At 58.3% G+C, this 20,440-nt stretch carries 17 protein-coding genes; all 17 read right to left on the reverse strand.

Features of this window, described 5'->3' with window-relative positions:
- Positions 1-49 precede the first annotated feature (49 nt).
- The 17 genes from FS388_RS02780 to FS388_RS12975 all read right to left on the reverse strand — a co-directional run bounded on the left by FS388_RS02780 (position 50) and on the right by FS388_RS12975 (position 19,993).
- Positions 50-478, reverse strand: coding sequence for a hypothetical protein (locus tag FS388_RS02780; protein WP_146339474.1), 429 nt, complete (start codon positions 476-478; stop codon positions 50-52).
- Complete coding sequence (locus tag FS388_RS02785) at positions 475-2,952, reverse strand: glycosyltransferase family 2 protein (RefSeq protein WP_146339476.1); 2,478 nt, start codon at positions 2,950-2,952, stop codon at positions 475-477. Before FS388_RS02785 ends, FS388_RS02780 begins: the two co-directional genes overlap by 4 nt.
- A 55-nt stretch (positions 2,953-3,007) precedes the next feature.
- Positions 3,008-3,553, reverse strand: coding sequence for a hypothetical protein (locus FS388_RS02790; protein WP_146339478.1), 546 nt, complete (start codon positions 3,551-3,553; stop codon positions 3,008-3,010).
- On the reverse strand, positions 3,531-4,169 hold the full coding sequence (locus FS388_RS13320) for an IS3 family transposase (RefSeq protein WP_256369559.1): 639 nt from the start codon (positions 4,167-4,169) through the stop codon (positions 3,531-3,533). Before FS388_RS13320 ends, FS388_RS02790 begins: the two co-directional genes overlap by 23 nt.
- 186 nt (positions 4,170-4,355) lie before the next feature.
- A complete protein-coding gene (locus tag FS388_RS13325) occupies positions 4,356-4,640 on the reverse strand; it encodes a transposase (RefSeq protein ID WP_256369560.1) in 285 nt (94 codons plus the stop codon).
- A gap of 75 nt (positions 4,641-4,715) precedes the next feature.
- On the reverse strand, positions 4,716-5,114 hold the full coding sequence (locus FS388_RS02800) for a hypothetical protein (protein WP_146339480.1): 399 nt from the start codon (positions 5,112-5,114) through the stop codon (positions 4,716-4,718).
- 49 nt (positions 5,115-5,163) lie between these two features.
- Positions 5,164-6,459, reverse strand: a complete 1,296-nt coding sequence (locus FS388_RS02805) for a hypothetical protein (RefSeq protein WP_146339482.1) — start codon at positions 6,457-6,459, stop codon at positions 5,164-5,166.
- A 143-nt stretch (positions 6,460-6,602) separates the two neighbouring features.
- Positions 6,603-7,292: a cytidylyltransferase domain-containing protein gene (locus tag FS388_RS02810; RefSeq protein ID WP_146339484.1), complete on the reverse strand. Its 690-nt coding sequence runs from the start codon at positions 7,290-7,292 to the stop codon at positions 6,603-6,605.
- Positions 7,292-8,920, reverse strand: coding sequence for an aldolase catalytic domain-containing protein (locus tag FS388_RS02815; protein ID WP_146339486.1), 1,629 nt, complete (start codon positions 8,918-8,920; stop codon positions 7,292-7,294). Before FS388_RS02815 ends, FS388_RS02810 begins: the two co-directional genes overlap by 1 nt.
- 5 nt (positions 8,921-8,925) lie before the next feature.
- Positions 8,926-9,462, reverse strand: coding sequence for a hypothetical protein (locus FS388_RS02820; protein WP_146339488.1), 537 nt, complete (start codon positions 9,460-9,462; stop codon positions 8,926-8,928).
- Between the two features lie 59 nt (positions 9,463-9,521).
- Positions 9,522-9,983, reverse strand: a complete 462-nt coding sequence (locus FS388_RS02825) for a hypothetical protein (protein ID WP_146339490.1) — start codon at positions 9,981-9,983, stop codon at positions 9,522-9,524.
- Positions 9,984-10,182: 199 nt separating this feature from the next.
- A complete protein-coding gene (locus FS388_RS02830) occupies positions 10,183-10,764 on the reverse strand; it encodes a hypothetical protein (protein ID WP_146339492.1) in 582 nt (193 codons plus the stop codon).
- Between the two features lie 1,728 nt (positions 10,765-12,492).
- Positions 12,493-13,530 (reverse strand): NAD-dependent epimerase, encoded by a 1,038-nt coding sequence (locus FS388_RS02835; RefSeq protein WP_146339494.1) that lies wholly within the window; start codon positions 13,528-13,530, stop codon positions 12,493-12,495.
- Positions 13,531-13,532: 2 nt separating this feature from the next.
- Positions 13,533-16,658 carry a glycosyltransferase gene (locus FS388_RS02840; protein ID WP_146339496.1) on the reverse strand — a complete coding sequence of 1,042 codons (3,126 nt, stop codon included), beginning with the start codon at positions 16,656-16,658 and terminating at the stop codon, positions 13,533-13,535.
- Positions 16,659-16,661: 3 nt separating this feature from the next.
- Positions 16,662-18,053, reverse strand: a complete 1,392-nt coding sequence (locus FS388_RS02845; RefSeq protein ID WP_146339498.1) for a BNR repeat-containing protein — start codon at positions 18,051-18,053, stop codon at positions 16,662-16,664.
- 746 nt (positions 18,054-18,799) lie between these two features.
- Positions 18,800-19,258: a hypothetical protein gene (locus FS388_RS02850; RefSeq protein ID WP_146339500.1), complete on the reverse strand. Its 459-nt coding sequence runs from the start codon at positions 19,256-19,258 to the stop codon at positions 18,800-18,802.
- Positions 19,259-19,681: 423 nt separating this feature from the next.
- Positions 19,682-19,993: a hypothetical protein gene (locus FS388_RS12975; protein WP_168198573.1), complete on the reverse strand. Its 312-nt coding sequence runs from the start codon at positions 19,991-19,993 to the stop codon at positions 19,682-19,684.
- Between the last annotated feature and the right edge of the window lie 447 nt (positions 19,994-20,440).

The following is a 20,440-nucleotide window of genomic DNA, read 5'->3' on the forward strand; positions in this document are numbered from 1 at the left end:
GCGGTTTCTTCAATGGGCGCAGATTTCAGCGTCCTCCGCCGGGCTGCACTTATCGCTCGCCCGCGAGATGCTTGCGCAGTGCGGCGATGTCTTCTTCGAGGTGGTCCCGGTGGGCTTCGAAGGTGGCCAACAGGCGGCGTTCGGCGGCTTCGATGCGAGCTTCGGTGCCCTGCAGCGTCCCCGAGAGCTCCTTAAAGCGCTCTGCCGTGTCAGCTTCGAGCCGCCGGAGCTGACCGAGCTCTTCACCCGCACGGGTCTGGTGGTGAATCTCCCGGACCTGCTGACGGGTCAACGACGCGATGCGAGTCATGGCAGCCAGAGTGAAGACCAGCAGGACAGACAGCAGCCCGAGGCTGATGATCCCGGCCGCGGCCGCCACGGTCCACGCCCCGGCGAGCACGGCGATGAGAGTGGCCAGCAGCGCGATGCCGTAGGCGCCGATGACGGCGATCTGTTTGGTGGAGAGGCCTCGGGTCATAGGACTGCATGCTCCTGCGCGGGTTCGATGAGGGTCTGCATCTGTTCACGGTATGCCTGCGGATCCTGAGCGCGGACGAAAGCCACACTTCGGGCGGACTGCTCCACATACCGCTGGGAGTCTCCCCAGATGTCTCGGATGAGCTGCTGGGTCTCCCCCGGCTCTGCGTAGACGGCAGCATCCCCGTAGAGGTTCTCGAAGGACGGCGGGAGGATGACGATGCATCCGGCGGCCATCGCTTCGAGCACGGGAGTCTCGTACCGCCCCGCGGGCTGCTTCTGGGGCTGGTGCGGGTAGAAGTCGAGCATGCGGGTGTAGGCGGCGCGGCTGATCTCGACGGGGTCGAAGCAGAGCCAGTGGGCGGGCAGCCGGGCGAGGCCGAGGGTGCGCAGCACACTGGAGGGGTCCCCGTAGAGGCGTATGTCGACGCTGCCGTCAGTGGGCAGAACCTGCTCGATGGCGGAGGCACCGCGTGGCCACTCTTCCGGCCCGGTGCCGGCCCACCGTCCGATCACGGGCCGCACTCCGCGTCGGCGGCGGCGCGCCCCGGCGAAGCCCTCTGGGTTCATGGTGGCTGCGGCGGGCTGTGCGTGGATCTCTTGGCCGGGGATCTCGTGTTCGAGGAGTTCGCGGATGCGCGCGGAGCCTGGGATCCATGTGGGGCGCAGTCCGAAGTGTTTCTCCGCGTGCTTGGCTGCGTCGTCGGCGAGGTAGCCGGGCCAGGTCTCTCCGGGCTCGAAGGGGGCGGAGTCGGCGGTCACGATCAGCCGGGCGGGCGTGAAGGACGCGGGCTTGTGCGGCATGAACTGCAGCAGCTGCGGGCTGCGGACGAGGACGGTGCCGATGCTGTGGTGGGTTTCGTCGTCGAGGACGCAGGTGATGCGCCCGTCGTTGATGAGCTGCTGGATCTCGGGGAGGAGCATCCGTGAGTGCTCGGCGAGGTGCACGGCGTTCTCCTGGTGCTGGACGCCAACCCGATAGCCGGCCTCGAGGAGGGTGTGGATCTCGTCGATCCCGGTGAGTTGGCTCTCTCCGTATTCGCACCAGTCGGCGATGACCAGCACGTCGATGAGTGAGGGTTCCTCGGGGGCTTGGGTGAAGCGCGTCGGCACGTGGATGGGTGAGGCTTCCCCGTTGAGGGCGAGCTCTTCGGGTGCGGCGACCTGGTGCCAGTACTTGTAGGCGGACCAGAACGCGCGGCGTGCGGGGTGCTGCCACCCTGGGCGGAAGTCTGCCCGGGAGAGGGAGTCGGGCAGGATCCGCATGAAGATGAGGGGGTCTTTGATGCGGGCGACGGGGGTGCCGGCGTAGGTGCTGATGCGTCGGAGGAGCTCATTGTCGGCTGCTTTGCGTGCGGGCAGGTAGCCGCCGACGGCGCGAAGGATCTCGGCCCGGTACATCACGGCTGGTGCACTTGGGATGAAGGGGTGGTAGCCGCGGCGGGTGCGGACGAGATCTTCACTCATGTTGAGCGTGTAGACCTGGTTGCCGGGGATGCTGGGGTGATTTTCGAGCTGCTGAACCTGCTGGGCGATGCGCTGCGGGTGGGAGAAGTCGTCGGCGTCCTGTCCGGCGATGTATTCGCCGCGGGCCTGGCGGATTCCGGTGTTCCGGGCCCGGTAGGTGCCGCCGTTGGATTCGAGCCGCAGCACGCGCACCCGCGGGTCGAGCCGTTCGAGCTCGTCGAGCACGGGGCGGAACGCCTCGGGTGAGGCGTCGTCGACGATGAGCAGCTCGAGGTTCTGCCAGGTCTGGTTGAGGATGGAGCGCGCGGACTGCAGAGCGTCGGCGCGCTCGGGCTGGAAGGTGGTCATGATGACGGTGACCAGCGGCCCGTCGGTGATGATGTGTTCGGCGGGGATGGTGGCGCTGAGCCGGTTGAAGGGGACGCCTGCACCGGAGCTGATGGTGAGTGGGAGCAGTCCGGTTTGGGTGAAGGGCCGGTTGAATCCGCGCAGCCAGCGGTCGATGGGCCGGGAGGTGCTGTGCCCGCGGGCCCAGGGGTTGGTGGCGTCGACCCGCAGGTACCCGTGGTATGCCCGTCGGAGGGTGGGGTAGCTCTCGAGGACGTCGAGGACTTCGTCGAACCTGCGGAGTTCGATCAGCATTTCGGCGAGGAGCCGCCCGTACCGGTGCTGCTCACCGATGAGGAGGTGCGGCAGGATGAGCCGCAGCCCGGCGATGGCGAAGTCGGTGTCCTGCTGGTTCTGGTTCTGGAGGGCGACGACGCGGCACAGCCGGGCGGTCCATTGCGGTTCCAGTGAGTATGCGGAGACGGTGCCGTGAAGAATGGCGTGTTCTAGCTGGTGCTGGGTGAGGGTGCCGTGGGTGGCCCGGTGGGCGAGGATCTCCCGCATCTGCACGGACTCGCTGCGCAAAGTCACAGCAGCGAGTGCTCTTCCTCGGCCCTGAACTTGGTCTGCGTAGGCCTGCAGGAGGGCAGGCGTGCCGAGCTCGCGGGTTTGGACGCTCATCGGCCGCACTCCCCACGGGCGTGGAGGCAGGGGCGGCTGGTGTCACCCGCGCAGTCTATAAGCACCCGCGCTGATCCGACTCGCGTCTAGTCCTTGCGAATGTGGTGCAGTATGGCGTCGAATGTCGCTTCGTCTTCGCCTGCGGCGTGACCGGAGGGTCGGCGAAGGTATGCACGGTGAGCCGATCGTCAGCGTTCTGCTGGGCCACGAAGTTCAGAAACGGGTTGAAGTGATTGTCCATGTGTTCCTGGTCTTCGGTGTTCTGCGCGTAGAAGATGTGGCGCGCGTTCTTGAGAATCTGCGGGTCCAGTGCGGTGAACCGACCCTGGTACCGCTCAGCAATGTCTTCGATCTTCTTTCGCCCGTAGCAGTTTTGGGCGAATCGCCTCGTCCACTTGGGACCGTAGGCGGCCAACTGGGTCTGAGGGTTGATGGCGATGACGTTGAGGCCGTCCCTGTATAGGGCGGAGCGGAGGGCGGCGTAGCCTCCGCCGCTGGAGCCGTATGCGTATACGTTCTCGGGTTCAACTGGGATGCCCCCGGGAGTAGGCCCACGCGTTATGAGAGCCGCGGTTTCTTCAATGAGTGCAGATTTCAGCATACTCAGCGGGGCTGCGGTATCCGAGCGCTGAGTGGCGTCTGATCGTGTTGTACTCCTTCTTCCAATCAGTGATGATCATCCGGGCATGGGCTAGGGACCAGAAGCTGGTGATGTTCAGGCACTCGTCCCGGATCCGGCTGTTGAAGGACTCCACGTAACCATTGCGCCACGGGGAACCGGGCGGGATGTAGTGGAGCCCGGTGGCCTCTCCAGCCCAGTCAGCCATCGCCTGGCTGATCAGCTCCGGGCCGTTGTCGCACCGCAGGACCTGCGGTAGCCCCTGCTGCGCGGCGATAGCGTCCAGGTGGGTGGTGAGATCATCACCGGTGATGCTGCGGGCCACGATCCCGCCCAGACATTCGCGGGTGTGCTCATCAACAATCGAGGCGATCTTGATCGCGCGGCCGGTCTCATCGGCGTCGAACTGGAAGTCCACTGCCCACACCGTGTTCGGCGCACATGCCGGCGGCGCTTCCGCGGTGGAAGACCCAACGCGCTTGCGTCGGCGCTTCACCGGCACCCGCAGGCCTTCTTCACGCCATAGCCGTTGGACCTTCTTGTGATTGACCGCCCAACCCTCGGCCCGGGCGTCATGGTAGGCCGTCGGTAGCCCCACCGCGGGTGGGCCTTCGCATAGGCGCGAAGCCACCTCGCAGCGCGGCGTCAGGGTCAGCAGTGGTCTCACCCTTGAGTCGGCGGCGGAACGCAGAACGAGAAAGCCCGGTCAGCATCGTGGACTTGCGCTCGGAGAGGCCCATCTTTCTCATCAGGTGATGGACCCCAGCGCGGCGCCGATCCGGGCTTAGAAGTTTCCCTCCGCCAGCTCCTTCAGCGCCGCCTTCTCCAACTCCGCATCAGCCAGCAGCCGCTTGAGCCGGTCATTCTGCTTCTCCAGCTCCTTCAGACGCTTCGCGTCCTCGGCCTTCATCCCGCCGTACTGGTTCTTCCACCGGTAGTAGGTGGCCTCGGTTACTCCGAGTTCTCGGGCCACCGCGGCGACATCCTGGCCTTCGGCCTGGAGTTTCTCCGCATCTTGGAGCTTCCGGATGATCTGTTCCGGGGTATGGCGTCGTCTCTTCGAAGTCATAGTCACACCAGTCTTCCTGCCCGCTCCCACGGGCGCTAGTGCAACTCTCATAACCAGTGGACCGAAACTAGGGGGTCACTCCACAACGCCAAGTTGGTCTGCGATGCGGTCGACGATGCCCCAGATGTGTTTGAGATAGTCCTGTTCGGCGGCGCCGGCGTACCAGGTGAGGCCGAGAGTTTCGCTCCTATAGAGGGCGGGGTCGGACATGTAGAGGCAGTGGGCGGGGAACTTGTCGGCCCAGCTCCACCGTTGGAAGACCGGCGGTTGGAACTTGTCACGTCGGGCGTCGCCGGAGAAGAACACGATCAGCCGGTGGGCCTCGCGCCGAGGCGAGAGGATGAAGTCGTAGCGCTCCCCATCGTGGGTGTGTGGGTAGAGCACCCGCTCATTCGTTCTGACTAGGGCGTGGGCCTCCCAGGACTTTCGGGGCAAGTCGTTGAGTGACGTAATGGATGTCTTTGTGGCTTTCACAGGGCCTCCTCACTGGAGGGACCGTACCCCTGCAGACCTGGAAATAACCCTATGGCACTCCCAACACGGGGCCTTTTTTGGCATAGTGCGCTTTGAGATCGAGGTACTCCTCGTAGAACGGTTCAAGCTGCTCTGGACGCACAAGACCAACGAAGTTCTCTTGAAACCTCTGGCGAAAGAGACGGGCGTCTTCGCGTCGAAAGTTGCTGGCTGCGCGCTCGGAAGAGCGCGTGTCCTTGTGTGGGTCATGCTCCACGAGAACGCATTCGGGTGCGTAGATGAACTCGTCTTGGGCTTTTGCTATGGCCGTAAGCTCGTTGTCTGCGCGATGCGATTGGTAGCCCTCATACAGCACTTGGTCTCCATAGAGGCCGTAGGCCCATGACTTTTTGACCATCCCGAAGGCAGCGACGCGACCGTGCCACTTGCCGCAATTGAAGGCAAGCAAGCTCGAGTCCGTTGAGCTCAGTCGCGCGTGGGCTTTGCGCAGCCACGCGTCCCCTGGGAGAGCGTCCTCGGCGAGGTAGACGACCCAGGATGCGGAGCTGCGTCGCGCGACGTGGTTGAGGGTCGGGATGAATCCTTGGCGCTCAACGTCATGAGCGATCACGATGTCAGCCCGCATTCCCGCACGCTCGTGAAGCAGCTGCGCGGTGTAGTCGGCACGGTTCACATCAATGCTTGGCATGATGACACAAACCTCTTCTGCGAGGTGAGGGCCGCCCTCATGATTCTCCCCACGACCGACCTCAATCACGTGAATGTTGCTTGGCACCGGGTCGCTGGAGGCTCTTCCGTGATCAACTTCGCTGGTCAGCGCAAGCAGGAAATTCGGGGCCTCGACCTTCTTCGCCTCTCCGAAGTTTCCGTTTTGGAGGACCTCTGAGAGCAGGCTGGGCTTTGCCATGGTATTCATCCACTGGGCTGTCTTGGCGGGCACTGCAGTGTTGGCCAAGACAGCTTCTGCCCCATGGCCAGTGAGCGAGTAGTGGGCATGGCGGAGCCAGTCCCGGGCCGGGAATGTATCTTCTGAAACGATGAGGGCGTATCTGGCCGTGGACGTACGGAGAATGTAGACCAGTGCGTCAGCAGTAGATGCGGTGCCCTCGAGAAGGGCGAGGGCGCCGACACGGTGGTTCGCGCGTTTGGCTAGGAGCCGAGCCGCTTCTCCCCCGCGGGCAAAGGTCTGGGTAAGCACGATGATGAGCACTTCGTCGGAGGGCAGCGATTTCCCTGTGGGCGGGTGAAGCGTCGATGCCGCAATGACGGTGCTTTCGTCGTCAGGTTGGAGGGTGCGGCTGAGCCAGCGGACGTTGAAGTTGATGTGCTCCGCCAGCTCGGGCATGGCCTCACTCGCAGCCGCGTAGAGGGTCACAGCCTCTTCCAGCCGGCCATCTCGCAGCGCCTTGTTCGCCGAGGTCAGCGAGGAGGCCTCTATACCCATGCGAGTGATGTTCTCACACGCTACGAGACGGGAAGAACCTGGACTCAGAGTTCAACGATTCCCTTTTCGAGCATCGCTTCGCCGAGCACAAAGTCTTCGGGCCAATCGATGTCGTGGCTGACGAGCTTGTCCAGGGCGTACAGGTAGGGACTATCGCCGATGCGGTCGTCGAGGTTCTTGTAGACCTCAGCCGGTGCAAGGAAGACGGCGCTGTTGACTTCGTGGACGGGTTCCAGCGTTTGGGTGCGCGGCCACTTCTCGACGCTGCGGTCGTAGTTCATGGGTTTTTCGTTCTGCCAGAGAAACCCGTGGATCTCGGTGGTTGTCATCAAGGAGTCGTACCCGGCCGCTCGTTGGGCCTGGTAGGTGGTGATGATCTCGTCGTAGTGCGCGGCGGTGACGAACGGTGAGGTGACGTGGGTCCACAGAATGTCGCCTTTAGGGATGAGCTCGTGGGCGTGTGCGACCAGAGCATCAGTGCTCGTCAGGCTCGAGGAGAGCTCCTCGGCACGACGGTGAAGCCGGATTTTTGTGCTCTGCAAGGTTTCGGCGAAGTCGAGAATCTCTTGATCGTTCGTGGAAAGAACGATCTCGTCGATCTGATCGGCAGCCACGAGCTGCCGCAGCTTGATCTCGATAAGTCCGTGCTCGACGTGCGCGAACGGTTTGATGTTCTTGCGGGGCACTCGCTGACTGCCCTGACGGCAGGGAAGGAAGCATGTGACCTTGCTCATCACAGCATTCCGTAGACACTGGTCTGCACGACGTCGTATGTGGTCGGGGTGATCGCTGTCACGGGTACGGACTGTGGGTGGTCGGTGTACTGGTTGAGGATCTTTTGTGACTGGTTGTTCCGCATGTCGCCGGCGGGGAAACCGTCGAAGCCGGCCAGGTAGAGCGAGTTGGCCTCACCGCTGGCGACCGCCGCGAAGACGTATGCCATGACCAGAGATGTGGGCGCTACGCAGTGCTTCTCGTCGAATGCGAAAGTGTCTGCCTGCACTTGGAGTCCGAAGTCCAGGACCTTCTTGCTGCCGAGGGATGCTTTGGCGTCTTCGGGAAGCATGGAGAACGGCGTCAGGAGGGGCTGTGGGAGTTCGGCATGGATCTCGCTGTCGGCCAGCAGACGGATGGGGTGCGAGGCAGCGCGGATGTCGATGAGTTCGGAGGAGATGCCGGTCTGGGTGTTCAGCGCAATGACCAGCGGCTTGGTGGTGCGGATGAACTGTTCCAGGGGTTCCCGGTAGGTGGCCACACCTGGGCCTGTGCCGAGGAGAAGGACGTCGCGACCCTTCATCAGCTGGTTGGGGGCCCACTCGCCGGTGGGATCTGCTCCGTAGAACTCTCTGGCGGCATCCATGGTGTGCATGTCGTACTTGGCGCCGCCTTCGATGCGGAGGTGGTCGATGACGGCGAGGATGTCTTCCTCGTCGTAGCGAGCGTCGCCGAGCATGGTTTGGATGTATGTGGGGTGGATGCTGTATTCGGCAGCCATGTAGTAGTAGGGGTTGGTGCCCCAGCCGTAGTGCTCCTGCATGGGCTTAAAGTGCTTGCGGAGAAGTCCCATGAGCGGCACGTAGTTGATGTCTTGGCCGCGGTGGGAGGCCATTTCGATGGCGAGCTCTTCGGTGCGGGCATTGCCGGGCCCGCGCCCCATGCCGGTAACGGTGGAGTCCACCCAGGTCACGCCTTCTTTAATGGCGCGCATGGAGTTGGAGAGGGCGAGCCCCTTGTTGTCGTGGGTATGGATGCCCATAGGGCCGGACCATTTGGTGCGCATCCATTGGATGATCTGTGCGGCCTGGTCGGGGTCCATGGACCCGAAGCTGTCGGCGAAGTAGAGGACGTCGAGGGGGTATTGGGCTGCGGCCCGGGCGAGGGCTTTGACCTCTTCCTCGGTGCGGTCGGAGACCTGCATGAGGTTGTAGCCGACCTGGTATCCGCGTTCTTTCAGCCAGTTGACTGCGGGAAGAGCGCGTTCGAACTCGTGGACGTGACAAGCCACGCGGACCAGGTCAACGGGTGAGGAGTCCGCGGTGTTGGGGAAGAGCCGCTCGAGCACCTCAAGCTGGGGGGTTTCTCCGACCAGTTCGGCTCCGTTGACCATGACGGCGATGGTCTTGTTGCCGGGCAGCGGGAGCGTTCGGAGCCATTCGTCGGTCGTGTAGGCAGCCGCCCCGGCGAAGCCTTTGGTCTTCAGGGAGCGGAATCCCATTTCGAGCACGTCCACGCCGGTGGCGGGCATCGCTTCGAGGTAGTCGAGCACTGTTTGCGGGGAGAAGTCCCACGAGTTGTAGTACCCGCCGTCGCGGAAGGTGCAGTCGAGGAAGATCGGCTGAGATGCGGGGGCTGGGTGGTTCATCGTCTTCAATCTGTGGTGGGGGTCTGCGCGGGCTGGGTGTCAGGGGTGACGAGCTCGGCTGCGGCGAGGAAAGTCTCGTGCATTGTTTCGAAGGCCTGGGGGTACGTGTCTTCGGGAATTCGGAGGGTCCGCGACAGGGTTCGTCGGACGAGAGCGTCGTCGGCGCTCTTGGTTCGGCGGGAAAGTCTCATGGCTTCGAGCGCGTGTGAGTGGGTGTAGCCGACTTCTTTGAAGTGGTTAAAGTTTGAGGTGGAGTCCCGGACGCTGAGCTGAAACATCTCCAGTGCGAGATCGGATGTAATTTGGGCGGCTTTGACGTCTCCTCGGCGCACCTGCAGGAGAGTCAGTGCACGGAGTGAGAGGGAGACGTTGAATCCCAAGTTGAAGAAGGAGTGAAACTCTTTCTTGGCCACCATCCCGTGGAGGGCATCAATGGTCCGGAGGAATTCGAGCGGTTTGCCGTTGGCGAGGTAGAGGTGCCAGAGGGCACAGAGCACCGAGATGTGCAGGTGCTCTTTGTTGAGGCGGACGCTGGCGTTCACGTCGCCAGTGGGAAGGACAACCAATGATTGAAGAAGCATTTTCTCTGCTTTTTCCATCTTCAGCTGGTGCTGGAGTTCGGCACTCTTATATGCGCATATGACGGCGCAGGAGACGCGGTACCCCATGTGTCCACGGAAGTGATCAAAGTCTGCGATGCGATGAAGTAGTCGAGGTGGGGGTCGTCTGGTCGTGTCTTTCTCGACTTAAAGCCGCCTTCGAAGTCCTTGTTCGTCGAGAAGTACAGATCCGGCAGGGTCACAACCGCTTGCCCAGTGGCGCTGTCCCGCAGTTCGACGGTCGCTACGGGTAGTGCCTGCGCCAGATCGAAAGTCAGGGCGTGACCGTCGGGTTCGGTGTCTATCGCCTTTGAAGTACCGTCCTCAGAGTGCACGACCAGCTCAAGCGAGCTTAGACTCTCGGGGCTCTGATCGGCTTCGAAGACAATGCGCCCATCGGCCAGGTCGCATAGACGGACAGCAGCGCTAAACCGCGCCATGGTCCCTTCACCATTCTCAGTCATCGCCTTTACGTTATCGCACTACGCACGTTGGCAGGACGAAGCCCCTTTAGCTCTATGGTCGAGACCGATCTGGCGTTCGCGTGACCCTTGACGCACGGGCAAAAGGTCGCGCTGGCAACCATCCCAATCTAGTCCGGATAATCGCGGTGGGCACTTCTTCCGGGCGGACCAGCCATCTGCTAACCGCGACGAGCATGCACTAAGACTGCAAGTTGCTTATTGCGGGCCCCAACCGTGCATAGTGTGACTTGAGATCTAGATATTCTTCTCGCAAGTCCTCGAGTTGTTCGGAAGTCACGACGCCGCCGAAATTCTCCTCGAACCTTCTCCTAAAGAGCCGGGCGTCGTCACGTCGAAAGTTACTGGCCGCGCGCTCCGATGAGCGAAAGTCCTTTTCCAGATCATGTTCAACAAGGACGCATTCAGGGGCGTAGAGGAATTGGTCCTGCGCCCTCGCGATCGCCGTGATCTCGTTGTCCGCCCGGTGTGATTGGTAGCCCTCATACATTATGTGAGGTCCGTAGAGCTCATACGCCCAAGATTTCTTGATCATCCCGAACGATGCCACTCGGCCGTGCCATTTGCCGCAGTTGAAGGCGAGTAGGCTTTTCTCGTTCGCAAGCAACTTCGTATGGGCCCTCCGAAGCCAACCCGCTCCCGGAATGGCATCCTCCGCGAGATAGACGACCCATGAAGCGTCGCTCCTTAACGCCACCTGGTTAAGAGTCGGGATGAACCCTTGAAGCCCTACGTCGTGGGCGATAATAATGTCGGCTGACATTCCCGCGCGATCATGAAGCAGCTGCGCAGTACGACTCGCCCGGTCGATATCAACGCTCGGCATAATCACGCACACATCTTCAGCGAACCTAGGCCAATGTTGGGCCTTCTGGTGCGCGGACACTTCGACCAGGTGGACACTACTCGGGTTACCCGATTTTGATAGGCCAGCTCGAGAGGCTTTGCCCACGTCCGCCAGCAAGAAGTCAGGACAAACGACCACCTTCGCCTCACCGAAGCCCCGCTCTCCAACGCTTCCACGAGAAGACTCGGTGGCGCGAGTACGTTCATCCACACAGGCGCGCCCGTTGCCATTCCTGTATTGGCTAGAACGCCGTCGCCGTTAAAGTGCCTTAGGGCATTGTGGGCGTAGCGTAACCAATCCCGAGCGGGTAGCACCCCTTCATCGACGATCAGCGCAAACTTCGCGCCGGATGTGCGAAGCGTCTTCGCGAGCGCCTCAGGGGCTGGATCGCCATCGTCGAGAAGTGTAACGATCCCTACGTGGTGTAGCGCACGACGCGAGAACAACCGAGCCGTTTCTCCTGCTCGAGCAAGCTTTCGCGCTCGCACGATGACCAGCACCTCTCCCGAGGGCAGAGCTTCTCCACAGGTGGTTCTAACGCACTTGCCGCAACGACAGAGTTCTTCTCGCCCTTCTGTAACGTCAGGCCCATCCAGTCGACGTTGAAATCGATAGTTCCGGAGAGCTCTGGAACCTCTTGACGGGCGACCGCGTAAAGAGCCAGGGCATCTTCGAACCGACCCTCTCTAAGCGCACTGTTGGCGGCCCGCAGAGAGGAACACTCCATTCAGGTTACCGCACTTCCAGTCGGGTACTCAGGCGCGACAAGTAGGAAGATACCATATACTTAAACTTCTCCTGGCCATGTTTCCGCAACGAGCAGTCTAAAGTTTTAATGCTGAGTCGCTAACAGTGTTGCGATTTCGCCCTAATCGCACCGCCGAAACAAGATCCGCGTGCGCGTGAAAATGCGAGTGTCTCGCAAATATTCTTTGAACTTCACGTCGTTCTTGTCCGCGTTCTGGAGACCCATCCTGAAGGCTTCCCGTATTGCCTCATGAGACGCTTCCAAAACCCCGAGTTGGGACTCCCCGTTAGTTGAAAGCTCCGCAAGAGAGCGTGCAGCCAAACATCTAGATACATTAGTACAGGTCTGGAAAAGGCCGGCCCGACCTCAGATTCCCTCGGTAGATCAGACATCGCAGCCCCTGTGACGTTGACAAATTCCCACCAGTCACGTTGGTAGAGCGCCAAATGATACAAACAAGCGTAGGTGGAAAACTTCACGTGAACGCGGTCTTCTCTAATCGACTCCGCGAGAGGCAAAGTTCCAACATGTGCGAGCTGACCGACGAGAGCAGAAAAACTCTGGGAAACGGCCCCACTGTCCATGTTCTCCATAGCCTTATGTCCCGCCGCAACGCGCGCGGTGAAACGCAAGGCCAAAGGAACTCCCTGATGATCTGCCAGGTGTGAGAGCAGCAGGTACTGATAACCCAAATCTTGCGGCCTGAAGTCCTTATTGGCGATCACTTTTCGAACGAGTCCGAAGTTACCAGCCTCGATGACCGCCTCTAAGGCAGAAAAATAGTCCTCATGGGCTCGCCCCCCTGCAGAGTCCGTTAATATCGAAACTGCGTCCCGCAACGTCCCTCTCACTTCCTCTTAACCGGCGCTAGCCATCGGGGTCTGTAAGCCAACCCACTAACCGTCGAGTCTTGCAGCTCGCCTGTCTTCGAGACCATGGTAATCCCTGAACCACGCTACGAACCTTTTCACTCCAGTGGAGATCGGTGTTGTCGGTGAATAGCCCGTGGCGGCAATGAGTTCCTCAACGTCTGCGTACGTATCCGGCAAATCACCGGGCTGAAGGGGAAGCATTATCATCTCAGCTTCAGCGCCAACATTCTCCTCCAACTCATGAATGAAAGTCAGGAGTTCCACGGGTTCCTGATTCCCGATGTTGTAGATACGCCAAGGTGCACTGCTCGAGTCAGGGCCATAACTATTGACACTACCAACTTGCGTGTCGAGGGGCACAGCATCCAAGACACGCTCTACGCCCATGACAATGTCATCAATGTAGGTGAAATCGCGCCTGTGGCGACCATAGTTGTAAACATTTATGGGATCCCCGGAAAAGATCGAAGATGTGAACTTATAAGGTGCCATGTCAGGTCGACCCCAGGGCCCATAGACCGTAAAGAACCTGAGTCCAGTAGTCGGTATACCGTAAAGATGACTGTACGCGTGAGCCATCGACTCATTAGATTTTTTCGTTGCGGCGTACATATTGAGGGGGTGATCTACATTGTCTTTCGTGGAGAACGGCATACTTTCATTTGCCCCGTAGACGGAAGAGCTGCTCGCGTAGACCAGGTGCTCAACGGAAAAAGCGCGACATCCCTCCAGAATATGCGCGAAACCCAGAACGTTGCTCCGAATATACTCTAAGGGGTGAGAAAGCGAGTAGCGAACACCTGCTTGCGCCGCTAGATGTACCACTCTTTCTGGCTTGTACTCCGCAAACACATCTTGCACATCACCGTTGTTAGCTATATCGGCGTACACGTGCGAGTACTTTGGATTATCGATGTGCCGTTCGAGTCGAGCACGCTTAAGCGCCGGGTCATAGTAGTCGTTCATGTTATCAATGCCCACGACCTCATCGCCCCGCTTAAGAAGCTGCAGAGTCAGCTCGGAGCCTATGAAACCAGCGGAACCAGTCACAAGTATTCGCATGCCTACATCCCCATCGCGCGTTTGAAAATATCTCGGTACTCTCCGACCTTTGTTCGCCAAGAGAAGTGCTCTTCGGCCGCAACACGAGCAGCAGTGGAGAATCTCTCATACTCGTCTTTGTCATTAAGCAACCTCAATACGGACGCAGCCATGCCGTCTATATCACCGTGCGGGCGTATGAAGCCGTCCACACCATCACTAATTTTCTGCCGATTAACAACATAGTCAAACTCAACACAAGGCAGTCCCGAGGCCAACGCCTCGACCGTCACATTCCCAAACGTTTCTGTCTTGGCCGGGAAGACAAAGAGGTCAGCACCAGCATAGACACTCGGCATGTCGAAGTAGCTTGTCTCACCCAGTTCATAGAACCAATCAGACTGATTCCGTTCGACCGCGTACTCGCGAAGATTCAAACCGTTACCCGCCTTGCCCGCATGGACGAGGACAACGGAGGGATCAACCTCGCGCACTCTAGCCAATACGTCTATGGCAAGGTGCAGAGTCTTCTTCTGGACGTTTCGCCCTACGCACAAGAGAATCCGATGACCGTCAGGCACACCAAGATGCTCTCGGAGTTTCGAATCGACTTGCGGTCGAAAATGGTCCGTGTCTACGCCATTGTGGATAAGCTGCACAGGACCGGAGGTCAATGAGCGCACCTCATCTTCTATGTGAGGGCCGATAACCACGTTGTAGTTCACTCGCTCAATGTTGCGTTCTATAATCTCTGCCTTAACGGGATCCAAGCGATACCCATAACCAGACTCACGGTCAATCTGAATGTCTTCTCCGTGCGTACGAAGCACGACCGGTATACCCAGCTCCTCACCAAGCTCTGCTGCCGCTGACGCCGGAAGGTACGCACCCTGAACGTAAAGCACATCAAACGGGAGAACGGTGTGGTGCTGTCGGAACATATCCTTCATGTGGTTGAAGTGCTTATATCGCCGAACGATGTACTGCGCCCTAATCTCCGCGAACTCACCTTTGGGTTTGGGCGCAAATAGGACTACGTCATCGCCTGCGGCAGTCAGTTGACTTGCGAGATTATGGACCATCATCTCCATGCCAGCTTGCTGGGGCCAGAATCCTTGGGTAAGCACTCCAACGCGCAACCTTGAGTCCGTGAACAAGGTAGCCCGCGCGGCCAAACGTTGAGGTCTGGGGTCCAAGAGATAGATGTCATTTAATACTCGACTCGATAGCCCCGCCCGGTTAGCCCAGAGCTCGAGGTTCTCGGCAGATACCGCTTCCTGCACGTGGCGTTCTAACCAAGCACGCTTCGAAAGCACAAAAGCTCCGATCCCGTTTTCAGAACCAGAGCCCCTCTTAATCAGCTCGTTGTCTCGCCAAGAGTCAGACAGGCCCCCTACCGCATAGGCACGATGATCGAGGAAGTTGGTACCAGCAGGCGCGCGCTCGTCAACAGCGTTGTCATTCAGTAGCGCCGTGCCAAGGTTGCGGTCCTGATCGAAGTATTTGCACAACTTTGCGTACCAGTCTTTGTGTGCAAACACTCCACGTGCTGGCACGAAGACCCCAAATTCATGATCTTCAAGAAGGTTCATGTATCGCGCAACCTCCTCGATCGAAAGATCGCTATAAACGAAGTTGCGAAGCTTGTGATCTTCTGAACTCAGCTGAACGGTCTCGTCGACAGGGGGCGGTTTTACCGCATGCGAGAGGTCGTTATCGGCTCGGTAAAAGTGGTACACGTACAAACCCGGGATGAGATACACAGGATCACCAGCCGCGCGATGCGACAAATGCATCTTATTGTCGACTTTCAAGAAACCATCGGCGAACTTGTGCTTTTGCCAGGTCTCTTTGCTTAGGCCGATCACTACACCCGACGTCGATGGCAGCTGCGCAACATCGAGTGTTTGGGCGCCGAAGCGGCCCGCCATCGCACCACCGAAGGCTTCGTGGTCACTGAGACTATGGTTTGTCTCAAGAAGGCTAACCCGCTGATATGGATTGTTGATGCGGTTTGTGACCGAGGTGAACAGGGCGACTTCGTTCCTATGTTGCTTGAAAACAGAACGTACAAGGTCCCGCCATCCATCATGAGTGAATGCCGCATCGTGATCGATAAAGAGCGCCTCTGATCCTGCCGGCAGTCGCTCCATATAGTCGTTGTAGGTACGACCGAGGTTCATATCGTAGGAACTAGGAGCGTAAGCAATGAAGACATACGGATCCCGCGTCTGGCCTTCCGGCTCCTGAACTGGAGCGGACGTTGAGGCCATACTTGAGGCGCTTGACCCAGAACGACTCGAAGACTTGTATTTATGCTTGAAGAACTCAACGTAGGGGTTGTTTCGAAACTGCTTGCCGACGCGTATTGCGTTAGGCTCAATATTATTGACCCACAACGAGTACATGAATACAAACTGATCGCGCTCGGTTCCCGCAATATACTCATTCCACCACGTATCGTTCAATGACGCGATGGCAGTTGTGTTTCGTCTCACAATAAGGGCGTTTTCGAACAGGCCGTTTTTTCGGGGGTAGCCTACAGCTTCATACTTCTCGATCGCCCTCAGGCAGAGCCCCTTGTCACCTACGAAACGGTCAGACGAATGCATGACGAATTCGATTTCGTCGTACACGCAGTCACGTTTATAGTGCCTGTATAGGGCAATCTGTTGCCCTTCCAAGCATTCGGCTGCCATGAGGCGCACGTCCTCGGCTTGGAGCTCTAGGCTCGAGTCGATATAAATGCTGATGTCGTGCTCAGGTAAGTATTTATGCGGCAGAATTTTTGCTAACCGAGACGCGCGCCGCGGGTCCTCTAGTTCGCCAGCAAGAACGCATTTCTCCCAAAGACCGCTCTCCAGCTCAGCATCATCCGTGAATAGTATGTACCGCACACTTGGGTCCACGTATTTCGGTTGCTTGACTGATTCGTAAGCCCCAAAATTGCATGTATAGACTACGATGCGGCTATCTTCAACTGTACTGCGGAGGCGCTTCCGTGTGTGTTCCAGGGAAAACTGCACTCCTGGGATCCGATCGCCGTACGTCTCGGAAGCAGCGACGTACAAGTCCGCAGCTCCGACGTAGTCACCCTCGGCAAATTTCTTGTTTGCCTGACGGAGCACATCATCGGTCGTCTTACTCATTCGTTAACCTCCCGGAAGAACGTCGCCATCCGAACGCTCATATTCTTGTTCGATAATTGCGTCGGCATCACGACCTTCGCGACTCTCCTCCGCCCGGACCGGGCCAGCTGCAGCCGTCCGCAGCGCCGCCTGGTGAACGTCCAACACCCAGGCCGTGCATTGCTCATCTACAAGGACATCATCGCTCAGCGGCTGATCGGAGAACTGCATGTATAAACTCAGGACCTGATACTCGTCCCACCTTTTGGAATCGATGAGAGGCTCACTGTGTCCAGTCTCCTCGTTTGTCAGCAAAAATGTTCGCTGAGCCAGCGGATCGTAGTCAGGTGCCGCGAGAGCGGCTGCACACATTCGCCCTCCTGTAGCCGTGCCAGCGTACAGGACATACGCTGTGTCCTCTTGATCTAGAACGATTTGAGGCCTAGTCATGGGAATGCTGAGCGTCCCACTCCCGCTGAGATCGAAATCGTCCCCCTGGGCGGAGATCACGTTGCGTTTCCACGATTGACCATCGAACCAAAGGTGCTGATACTGGGGGACCCCATCCGAGTCGTCGGCATAAAACACGACGTGAGGTTGGTCGAATGAATCTAAGGTCATCCCGCACTGGTTCATCAAGTTACTTCCTGGCGGTACTATGGCGATAGTCTCTGAGTTTACTTGTGTTATCGGTAACTCAAAAGGTCTTTCGTCGCTACTGTACCAAGTAAACCCGTTGTCGTAACTTTTCGCATAGCAGATGTCAATGTTATTTAATTCCAGGCTGCCTGGAACGTAGTGGGTGCGCCACGTGAAACTCACATGTAAGGTACCGTCGCGCCCGCGAACGGGCGTGTTCCAGTAGGCATTGCTTGTCCATGGAGCCTGATTGAGTCCGCTTAGTATCGGGTCGGGATTATCTTCCCATTGTTGGCATGACTCGCTATATATCTTCATGCGCGCTTCGCCCGCGTTCCACGTTCCATCGCGATAGATGATTATCAGCGGTTCTTCGTTCTTCGGGAGAACGAACGTAGGGTAAGTTACCTGGTGCTCTCGGGCTCCCGTCATCGGGATCTCGTCAGTCCATTCTTCGATACTGTTCGGGACCGTGCCGCGCCTGTATCTTAATGCACCACCATGGCTATCGTAAGCCAGATGCAGATATCCATCCCGATCGAGCCCCAAACTAATTGCGTTGTGGGCGTCGGCCAAGTTGAAATGACCTTCAATCACGCACGAAACGACGTCGTCAGTGGACAAATCACGACAGACAATGCGCAGTTTGCTGGCGTCCTCGTAGTACGCAATATACTGTTTTGCATTGTGAGTCAGCAGAGCGTGACTGCGAAATATTACGGTATTTACGGTATTTCCACTGTGAGCTAGACCTATTTTCTTGATATCTGCATGCACGGAGCTAAGGGATGCGCCAGGTTCGACCGGCCCTCGCTCGACCGCTTTGTAGCGGAACGTGCCAGATCTAGATGCCGCTCAATCTCTTCCATTGCTTTGAACAGTTCAGGCATCGGAGGTGGGTTCTGCAGTTGTGTCGATCGCACTCTTGAGACGAGTTAGTCGAGACTCCGCTGCTGAGAGTTCTGACCTGAACGTGCTCTGTCGGCCTTCCAGGTCTTGTACCCTCATCAGCAGCTCTTTATTTGACCTGCGAAGATCCCCGTTCTGTTTGGCCAGGGTCATGCGACTGCGTTGATACTGATCCATTTTTTCTTGTGCTTGTTAAGATTGTCTTTCAGTTTTCGATCTCTTGGCTTTGAGCGAAGGCCAGATCAGCCTCTGATCGGAGTTGATTAAGCAGCGTCTCAAAATCGGATATCTCTCTAAGACTCTTAGCCGCTCAAGGAGCGTCCAGACACTGCCAGCCGTAATTTCGGGCCCGCGAGAAGCCTCGGAGCTCTGTGCATCACGGGATACATGGGATGGTCCGTCATCGCTGGGCAGTCCGTTCTCAGATCGTCGGCCCCAATTCAGTTCGGCGCGCTCAGGCGTGGTTCTGCCTTTGCGTCGGGCAATGAACGTTTTCAAGGACTCATGATGAGTCACATCTACTGAATCGAAGCCCGCGTCCGTGAATGCCCGAGTGATCTCGTCGGCTTCAGGTGAGATGCCAACAAGCACAGATAAACCTGAGGTTCGCAACACTACCGTGTCGAATGACCCATAATGGCCCTCGGCCAGAGACCGCAGAACGTAACGGTCGGTACCCGCCCCTCGATGACAAGGAGTCTCTTGGTCCCTTGCTCACCAAGAGATGAAAGTTGTTTTGGGCTTATGGATGAAACCTCACGACCGTCATCTGACCCCCACCCGGGAAACCCTGCGCATGTTCGGCTTGTCGAACCACGTGATTCAGGTGAGGGGGTCCGAAGCTCGAAAACTGCAAGCTGGGTCGTCGCTGTCCAACAGCACAGCGTTCCGGACTTCAACACGGGGTTGCCTGCATGTCTAAGCTGGAGGACGGTCGCGAAGTCGTAGTCAGCGGCAAGCACAATGATCTTGCGCAAAGCGATAGCTTCGAGCTCGCTCATGAGGTACGGCTCCCCGAGCGTGACATAGACCACCACGTCGGCGGAGAGTTCGCTGGAGCGATCAAGCTTCACAGATGTGTACCATTCGCTTTGCGCAAGAACTCAGTATACTTCCAGCTTCTTGAATTTTTGATTCTACGAAGCTCGTGTCCTAAGTGCTTGACGTCGTCTTGGCTCCGAGAGTTCATCTCTTGGGAGGTCCTTAACTCAGTTCGCAATCTTCTAGCTTCTTGTCTATGTTGTTCGCGAACGCCCCGTAACCACTCGACCTTCTTTTCGCTTTCCGACAGACTTTCTTGTAGTTGCTGTATTCGCTCATCGCGCCATTTCTTCCCTCGCCGCAGCGCAATCAGCTTATGTTCGAGCTGGCGAATTTTGCTTTTTCGGTACGCCCTACCCCGACGAAGCTCAGCAAGCTTCGAATCTTTGACCTTCTGAGCCGCTATCTGACGTTCGAGTTGTTCCTGAGTCTTGTGCAGCCCTTGAGCGCTAGCTCTACTTCTGGTGAGGCCTGGTGGTGTGCTTCAGTTTCTTTTTCGCCTTCTTGAGGTTCGCGAGTTGGCGCTTGAGCGCCACTAACTCGGATTCCTGCGTCTCCGTGATTTGCAGATACTTCTGAACGACTTCGGGAACAAATGGCTCTGCGTGAGCTGCGATAGTTATAGACCTGAGCTCGCCAACCAGCGCACGGGGGCGCTTCATCGACAGGAGCTGACTTACAGCTAACTCCATGCCCGGCTGCCTTAGACCGTTCTCAGCGCCATCAGCGACAGAACCTTCCGGTGCGACCTCTATACGATCCTTCACCCGCTGCCCGCGAGCCTGTCGTTCAACGTGACGAGATCGTCAGTCGTGGGATGTTCGCCGATAAGCGTCACGCGGTTCCAAAATTTGCCGACCATGGATATGAGTGAAGATGCGAAGTCTTGCCAACCCACCAATGCCGTCGCAGGCGTTGCGCCCGCAAGGAGGCGCTCGCTCAGGAAGTCATATGGACTCGTGTACCCGATCACGCAATAAGCAGTCTCATCTTCTTCGAGGGCGACCTGGATCTCTTCGAGGCTGCTGAGCCTCCTAGACTCTGATCCAGCGAGCTCACTTAGTGATCGAAGCCACTGGGCTCCGCACGGTCGTTCAGATTTGCTAGTAGTAACGGCACCGTCGGTCCCCATCGTTTCCTGTCAGACGAAACCGTGGTGGCCTAATCGAATGGCCTGGCCTCGAAGTTTCGATGTTAACAGAGCGCACGTGGGC

This window comes from Nesterenkonia sp. NBAIMH1, assembly GCF_007922635.1.
Taxonomy (GTDB): domain Bacteria; phylum Actinomycetota; class Actinomycetes; order Actinomycetales; family Micrococcaceae; genus Nesterenkonia; species Nesterenkonia pannonica.